This is a genomic window from Nocardioides sp. (genome assembly GCF_034670285.1).
Taxonomy (GTDB): Bacteria; Actinomycetota; Actinomycetes; order Propionibacteriales; family Nocardioidaceae; genus Nocardioides.
Map to the genome: position 1 here is coordinate 1 of NZ_JAXMNS010000232.1, position 6,015 is coordinate 6,015.

Here is a 6,015-nt window from a genome sequence, read left to right on the forward strand (position 1 = left end):
TCGGTGACCGGCCGGTGGCGCTGGTGCTCGGCGACAACATCTTCTACGGCTCCGGGCTCGGGACGCGGCTGCGCCGCTTCGGCGACCTCGACGGTGCCGCCGTGTTCGGCTACCGCGTCGCCGACCCGACGGCGTACGGCGTCGTGGAGTTCGACGACGACTTCCGCGCCATCTCGCTGGAGGAGAAGCCGGAGCGACCGCGCAGCAACTTCGCCGTCCCGGGCCTCTACTTCTATGACAACGACGTCGTCGCTCTGGCCCGTGACCTCGAGCCCTCGCCCCGGGGCGAGCTCGAGATCACCGACCTCAACCGGCGCTACCTCGAGCAGGGGCGGCTCCAGGTCGAGGTGCTCCCGCGCGGCTCGGCGTGGCTCGACACCGGCACCTTCGACGACCTCAACGACGCCAGCAACTTCGTGCGCGCCATCGAGGCGCGGCAGGGCACCAAGGTCGGCGCTCCCGAGGAGGTCGCCTGGCGGATGGGCTACATCGACGACGACCAGCTGGCCGGGCTTGCGCACGGCCTGCTGAAAAGCGGGTACGGCGGCTACCTGCTCGGGCTGCTCGAGGAGAAGGCCGAGCGGGGCGCACGCGGCTGACCCGGTCCGGACGCACTATCGTCTGGCCGGACCCCGCTGAACGGAGACCCTGAGTTGACCCGCCGCCTCGGGCGCGCCCTGCGCCGCAACGCGATCCTCGTGCTCCTGTGCGTGGTCGTCGCGCTCGCCGCTGCGTACGTCGTCACCGAGCGGCAGACGCCGCAGTACGCCTCCACGGTGCGCGTGGTCGTCTCGGCCCTGCCCGACGACTCGACCGAGGTCTCCGAGGTGATCACCGAGGAGCGGGCGACGACGTATCGCGAGGTGGCGCGCGGCGAGATCCTCGCGACCCGGGTGACCGACCGGCTGCTCAACGATCCCGACTACCGCAGCACCGAACGCCTCGAGCCCGCGACGCTCCTCGAGCAGGTCGAGGCCGACGTCGTGCCCGGCTCGGCGGTGCTCGCGCTCCGCGTCACCGACGTCGATCCGAGCATCGCGCAGCTGATCGCCCAGGCGTACGCCGAGGAGCTGATCGCCCTCGCGACAGACCTCGAGAGCGGTCTCGGCGTCGCCTCGGAGGACGATGTCTTCACCGTCATCGACCTGGCGTCCTTCGACGACCAGCCGGTCTCGCCGGAGCCGGTCCGCACGCTGCTCCTCGGGGGTGGCGCCGGCCTGCTCCTCGGCCTGCTCCTCGCCAGTCTCCGCGAGGCCCTGGGCACCAGGTTGCGCGACGCCGACGAGGTCGCCGCCCTGGTCGGCGCCCCGGTGCTCGCCTCGATCGCGTTCGAGCGCGGCACCAGCCGTCGCTCGCTGGTCACCGACCTCGACCACCACTCCCCGCGGGTCGAGGGGTTCCGGGTGCTGCGCACCGGCGTGCAGTTCGCCGACCTCGACTCCGCCCACAAGATCATCGCGGTCTCGTCGTCGGTGCCCGAGGAGGGCAAGTCGACGACCGCGGTCAACCTCGCCCTCACGCTCCAGCGGGCCGGCGTCCGCACGCTGCTCGTGGACGGCGACCTGCGCCGCCCGCAGGTGGCCGGCACCTTCGACATCGACGGCTCGGCCGGCGTCACGACCGTGCTCCTCGGCAAGGTCGAGCTCGACGACGCGATCTGGACCCACCCCACCACCGGGCTCGCTGTGCTCCCGAGCGGGGTCGTGCCGCCCAACCCGGCCGAGCTGCTCCAGACCCAGGCGATGGCGCAGCTGCTCGACCGCGTCCGCGCCGCCTACGAGGTGGTCGTCGTCGACTGCGCCCCGCTCAACCCGGTCACCGATGCAGCCCTCGTCGCGGCCCGGGCCGACGGCGTCCTGCTGGTCGTGCGTCACGGCCGCACGACTCGCGACCAGGTGCGGATCGCCGTGACCCGGCTCGAGCAGGTGGGTGCCCGCACGATCGGGGTGGTCCTGAACGGCGTCCCCACGAGCCGGCGCGACTCGGCGGCGTACGGCGGCTACGAGCGCGCGGACGCCCGTTCGGACTAGGGAGATCTGCCCGGACGGGTGATTTCAGCGGCCCTGCCGGCAGCGGATACTGGAGTCAGACGGTGCAGGCGGCTGCGCCGACGATCGGAGGGAGATCGTCGGCGGGCCTCCCGCTACCGTCTTTTTCGCGCTATGGTGCAGATCCCCCTCCCGAAGGATCCCCCCATGCTCTTTCTCTGGATTTGCCTTGGCCTCCTTGCCTGGCTCGTGCTCCCGCTGCCCATCGCGCTGGCGGTCGGTCGTTTCATGAAGGGCGAGGTGAAGGGCGTCACGCCCGCGGCCTCGACCGTGCCGCCGAGGCACGCCGAGACCGCCCAGGTCGCCTGACCGACTGCGTGGAGCCTTCGGGCTACCCTGCGCACCATGAAGGTTCTCCTCACCGGCGGCGCCGGCTACATCGGATCGATCACCGCCAAGGCTCTCGAGGAGGCCGGCCACACGCCGGTGATCCTCGACTCGCTCGTCAGCGGGCCGCGCGCGTTCGTGCGTGACCGGATCTTCTACGAGGGCGACGTCGCCGACCGGGCGCTGCTGCGCCAGATCGTGGCCGAGCACCCCGACATCTCGGCCACCATCCACATGGCGGCGCGCATCGTCGTGCCGGAGTCGGTCGAGCAGCCCTACATGTACTACCGCGACAACGTCGCGAAGTCGCTCGAGCTCTTCGACGAGCTCACCGCGCTGGGGCTCCCGCGCGTGCTGTTCTCGAGCTCGGCCAGCCTCTACGCCACCAAGGAGGGCTTCGAGGTCACCGAGGAGGACCCTCTCGACCCGGGCTCGCCGTACGCCCGCACGAAGCGAATGATGGAGCAGGTGCTCTTCGACCTCGCCGAGGCCACCGACCTCCGCGCGATCGTGCTGCGCTACTTCAACCCGATCGGCTCCGACCCGGACCTCGAGTCGGGCATCTACGTCAAGGAGCCCTCGCACGTGCTCGGCCAGCTCGTGCTCGCAGCGCGGGGGCAGAAGCCGTCGTTCACGATCACCGGCACCGACCTCCCGAGCCGCGACGGCACGGGCCTGCGCGACTACGTGCACGTCTGGGACCTCGCCCGTGCCCACGTGCGCGCGGTCGAGCGCTTCGACGACGTGCTCGCCGCGGTCGACTCGCGCAGCACCGTGATCAACATCGGCACCGGGGACGGCGTGACGGTGCGCGAGCTGGTCGCCTCCTTCGAGAAGACCTTCGGCTCCGCGGTGCCGATCACCGAGGCTCCGCCGCGTCCGGGCGACGTCGTCGGGGCCTACGCGAACGTCGACCGGGCGGCGTCCCTGCTCGACTGGAAGGCCGAGCTCACGATCGACGACGCCATCTCCTCGGCGCTGTCGTGGGCCGATCGCCGCCAGGAGATCCTCGGCTACGAGTGATCTCCCGGCGGGCGTGACAGCGGCGTCGACCGGGCCGGCGTCAGAGGCTGTGGAGCAGTGCCCGCGTGCGGGCGACGACGTCGAGGAGCGCCTCGGCGGCTGCGGGGCTCATCGGACCCATGTCGATGAAGCCGTGCACCAGGCCGTCGAAGCGCACCCGGTCGACGTGCACGCCGGCGGCGGCGAGGGCGTCGGCGTAGGCCTCGCCCTCGTCGCGCAGCGGGTCGTACTCCGCCGTCGCGAGGACGGTCGGCGGCAGGCCGGCCAGGTCGCCGTGCAGCGGTGAGTGCCGTACGTCGGTCAGGGCGACGCCGCTCGCGACGAGCTCGTCGGGGTCGACCGTGCCGAGGTAGTGGCTGCTGAACCAGTGCATCGTCGGCAGGTCGAGGAAATAGCCCTCGGCGTTCTCGACCCGTGAGGCGTGCTCGCCGGCGAGGTCGGTGGTGGGGTAGATCAGGATCTGGGCGCTGACGTGCACGCGCAGCGCCTGAGCGGCCACGGCGGCCAGGTTGCCACCGGCGCTGTCGCCGCCGACGGCGAGCACGTGGCTGCCCCCGAGCTCGGCGAGGTGGTCGGCCGCCCAGGTGACAGCAGCCAGGGTGTCGTCCACGGCAGCGGGGAACTGCGCCTCGGGGGCCAGCCGGTAGTCGACCGAGAGGACGACGGTGGAGGCGCCGGCGCACAGGCTGCGACAGGTCTGGTCGTGGGTGTCGAGGTCCCCGATGACGAAGCCGCCGCCGTGCAGGTAGACCAGCGTGGGAAACGGTCCCTCGCCCTCGGGGCGGTAGAGGCGTGCGGGTCGCCCGGCGACCTCGACGTCCTCTGCTGAGCCGACGGGGATCCGCGTCTCGGGGGTGACGCCGTCGACGGTCATCGCCCGGAAGGTCGCGCGGGCGATCTCCGGGGTCGACTCGTACATCGGCGGGTAGGGCGCGGCATCGATCAGCTGGAGGAGGGCGGCAGTGCCCGGGTCGAGTGGCATGACCCCGACCCTACGACCCGGTCGACCGGCCGGGGTCAGATGTTCGCGGCGAGGACGACGGCGCCGGATGCGTCCTTGACCACGACCTCGGACGCCTCGTTGCGCATCAGGGCCGACTGCAGGTTGCAGACCATGGAGTCGCTCCCGGTGCCGACGAAGGCCCCGGCCGTCTGGAGCCTGCCGGTCCTGCTGTTGCGGAAGTAGGCCTTGAAACGCGCTCCCTGCGTGAAGCCGCTGCCGGTCATCCGCAGCTCGACGCCCCACGTGTGCGGGACGAGCCCTGCCGTCTCGATCTCGATCGCCTCGGACCCGACGGTGAGCGCGACCGGCTCGAACGGGATGACGGGTGCCGCGACCTCGGGGACCGTGCTGCGCCCCACGGCGATCCCGCCGACCAGAGCGGCCACGACGACCGCGGCCGCTGCGATGCCCAGACCGGCGCGGGTGGACGCGCGACGTCGACGGTGCTCGCGACGCAGCGCGAGGTCGTCGTCCTCCTGGGAGGAACGTTCGTCGGCGACCTGGGCGCGGATGAGCGCGCCGAGGTCGGACGGCGGTGAGGCGGGCTCGTCGAAGTGGCGTACGTCGACGCCGGCGAGCAGGCCCGCGAGCGGCTCGATCTCGGCGAGGTCGGCGCGGCAGGCGGCGCAGCCGTCGACGTGGGCGCGCACCCGCGCATCCTCGGCCGGCGGCAGGTGCCCGAGGGCATGGCTGCCCAGCAGCTCGCGCAGCCGGCGATGTTCCGCGTTTCGTCCGATGCTCCCGTTCACGGTGTCACCCCCATCTCGTCGATCGCCACTCTCAAGGCCTTCAGTCCGTAGAACACCCGACTCCGCAAGGTGCCGACCGGGATCCCGAGCTCGGCGGCGACCTCCTCGTAGGGCCGCTCCTGCAGATGGGTGCGCACCAGGGCGACCCGATGGTGCTCCGACAGCTGGAGCAACGCCTCCTCCACCACCCACGACACCATCAGGCTCTCCATCGCGTCACCGTCGGCGATGCCGGCGAGGTCCTGCGCGGTGGGCGGGTCGACCAGGTTGCCCTGCCAGGGCCGCACGTTCGAGGCGCGAGCATGGTCGATCATGGCGTTGCGGGCGATCCCGAAGAGCCACACGCGCAGCGACGACAGGGTCGGGTCGTAGCGGTCGGAGGAGCGCCACGCCTTCAGGAACGTCTCCTGGACGACGTCCTGAGCCGCGCCGGCGTCGCCGAGGCCGCGCAGCACGAAGCGGTAGAGCTCGGGACCGTGCAGGAGGTAGGCGGCGTACACCTCGTCCTCGTTGCGCAGGCCGGCCACGGTGACCTCGTCCACGTCGCCCTCCTGCTCTCGGTGCGGTGGTGGGTTGCTGGTGATGCTTACGGCGCTCGAGTCGCCGGCGTTCACCCGGTGCTCACCCGAAGACTCGTTGAAAGTGTGATGAACGCTACTGGTGCGAGCGCCGTAGGAAGGGGTGTGGCCGCCTCCGGGTGGTCGCGGCAGGGGCGCTCGTCGCCCGACGGTAATGCGAGAGGAACCAGTGAAGATGTCTCCATCGAGGACCCGAGCAGCACGGCTGCTCACGGGCAGCGCCGCCGGCGCGCTCGCGCTTGGGGCGGTGGCCCTGGTGCCCGCGCCCGCCACCGCCACCGCCGAGA

General features: G+C 71.8%; 7 protein-coding genes. 4 read left to right on the forward strand and 3 right to left on the reverse strand.

Going from position 1 to position 6,015, the window contains the following annotated elements; genetic code table 11:
* From VOI19_RS12280 to galE, 4 genes are all read left to right on the forward strand, one after another.
* On the forward strand, nucleotides 1–599 hold a 599-nt coding region (locus VOI19_RS12280; RefSeq protein ID WP_323793248.1), incomplete at its 5' end, for a sugar nucleotidyltransferase.
* 54 nt (nucleotides 600–653) lie between these two features.
* A complete protein-coding gene (locus VOI19_RS12285) occupies nucleotides 654–2,030 on the forward strand; it encodes a polysaccharide biosynthesis tyrosine autokinase (protein ID WP_323793249.1) in 1,377 nt (458 codons plus the stop codon).
* Between the two features lie 165 nt (nucleotides 2,031–2,195).
* Nucleotides 2,196–2,357: a hypothetical protein gene (locus VOI19_RS12290; RefSeq protein ID WP_323793250.1), complete on the forward strand. Its 162-nt coding sequence runs from the start codon at nucleotides 2,196–2,198 to the stop codon at nucleotides 2,355–2,357.
* A gap of 36 nt (nucleotides 2,358–2,393) precedes the next feature.
* Nucleotides 2,394–3,398, forward strand: a complete 1,005-nt coding sequence (gene galE, locus VOI19_RS12295; RefSeq protein WP_323793251.1) for a UDP-glucose 4-epimerase GalE — start codon at nucleotides 2,394–2,396, stop codon at nucleotides 3,396–3,398.
* A 40-nt stretch (nucleotides 3,399–3,438) separates the two neighbouring features.
* On the opposite strand, the gene VOI19_RS12300 is transcribed toward galE, so the two are convergent.
* Genes VOI19_RS12300 through VOI19_RS12310 form a run of 3 tightly spaced genes read right to left on the reverse strand, consistent with a single transcriptional unit; the run spans nucleotide 3,439 to nucleotide 5,692 of the window.
* A complete protein-coding gene (locus VOI19_RS12300; RefSeq protein ID WP_323793252.1) occupies nucleotides 3,439–4,380 on the reverse strand; it encodes an alpha/beta hydrolase in 942 nt (313 codons plus the stop codon).
* A gap of 35 nt (nucleotides 4,381–4,415) precedes the next feature.
* Nucleotides 4,416–5,150: a zf-HC2 domain-containing protein gene (locus VOI19_RS12305; RefSeq protein ID WP_323793253.1), complete on the reverse strand. Its 735-nt coding sequence runs from the start codon at nucleotides 5,148–5,150 to the stop codon at nucleotides 4,416–4,418.
* Nucleotides 5,147–5,692 carry a sigma-70 family RNA polymerase sigma factor gene (locus VOI19_RS12310; protein WP_323793254.1) on the reverse strand — a complete coding sequence of 182 codons (546 nt, stop codon included), beginning with the start codon at nucleotides 5,690–5,692 and terminating at the stop codon, nucleotides 5,147–5,149. The genes VOI19_RS12305 and VOI19_RS12310 overlap by 4 nt, the downstream gene beginning before the upstream one ends.
* Nucleotides 5,693–6,015: the final 323 nt, after the last annotated feature.

Bases quoted from the DNA above. Each gene is read 5' to 3' on its own strand.
- VOI19_RS12290 (WP_323793250.1), top strand. From the start codon at position 2,196: ATGCTCTTTCTCTGGATTTGCCTTGGCCTCCTTGCCTGGCTCGTGCTC.
- galE (WP_323793251.1), top strand. From the start codon at position 2,394: ATGAAGGTTCTCCTCACCGGCGGCGCCGGCTACATCGGATCGATCACC.
- VOI19_RS12300 (WP_323793252.1), bottom strand. From the start codon at position 4,380: ATGCCACTCGACCCGGGCACTGCCGCCCTCCTCCAGCTGATCGATGCC.